A 1167-nucleotide genomic window follows, 5' to 3' on the forward strand; every position below is an offset into this window, starting at 1 on the left:
CAACGAGTTCTATGGCGTATGGGGGCCAAATGGAAAAGGGCATGCGCCGTGGGTAGGTGCAACCATCAACTACACGCCCGGCAACACGGAGTACGCGCCCGCCGCACAAAAGACCGGCTCAGTAGATTTGCCGCAGGGTATTGTAAACTCTGGTGTATTTGCAGAAAAGGAAATAGACGGACAGGACTACATGGTGCTGCCTATGGCGGCAGCGTCCGCTACGTTCGTGCGCGGCAATCAGATCTTCGTCCGTGCGGACAACGTACCGTCCAGTGCGTTCCTCATGGACAGCCAGGGCAATAAGAGCTATGACGAAAGCGGGGCGCAGCGCCTTACGCTGAAGAATGTGCAGAAAAACAACGACCTGTACAAGAACGGCAACGATACAGCCTATGGTGAAACCTTCCTGTTCTGTATCCCCAAGGCCACAGCGGAGCAGATGGACGCAGATCAGGATAAACTGACCACAAAAATCGTAACCAGCATGAACGTGGATCGCTATAATGTGTACGCAGCCAGCACAACCAGTTCGGGTGTACAGCCGGTTATCATGGTGGAACCCGCTGTGCAAAAGTTGAGCAATGAGTTGCAATTTAACTCTAATCCATTGTCTACACAGGAAAAAGTTAATCTCAAGATTTTGAAGACTGATAAAGATGGTGCGCCATTGCAGGGTTGTACTTTCAAAATCACTTATCAAAAAGATAGCGCGCAGAAAACAGATGAACAAACGACAAATGGCAATGGTGAAGCTGTTTTTCTTGACTTACCCCTCAACACCGATGTCACCATCAAGGAAACCGAAGCACCGGAGGGCTACACCCTGCTGCCGGATAAAGTGGTAAACACTGGCACGGGTGATAAGACCGTTGAAGTGACACTGGCCAACAGTGACGACCACGTTTTCAAGGTACATAAGACCTCCAGCGCGGACGGGCGGAACCTGATGGGCGCAAAGTTTGAGGTCAAGGGCATAGATAACGATTTTGTCAATACCTACGTAACGGACGCGCTGGGCGAGTTCACCATCCAGGGCAGGGACCTGCCCACTGGCTCTTTCGAGGTGTATGAGATCGCCGCGCCGGAGGGGTATGCAACAGACGGTGCGGATATCCAGACCTTCAGCTGGGACAATACCCGCGATATTACCCTGTCTTTCCAAAATGC

General features: G+C 51.7%; 1 protein-coding gene. It reads left to right on the forward strand.

Going from position 1 to position 1167, the window contains the following annotated elements; all coding sequences use genetic code 11:
* The coding region (locus tag OCV66_RS10890) for an MSCRAMM family protein (protein ID WP_262564470.1) at positions 1 to 1167 on the forward strand (1167 nt) is incomplete at both ends.

Origin of the sequence: Agathobaculum ammoniilyticum (assembly GCF_025567315.1) — a bacterium.
Taxonomy (GTDB): Bacteria; Bacillota; Clostridia; order Oscillospirales; family Butyricicoccaceae; genus Agathobaculum; species Agathobaculum ammoniilyticum.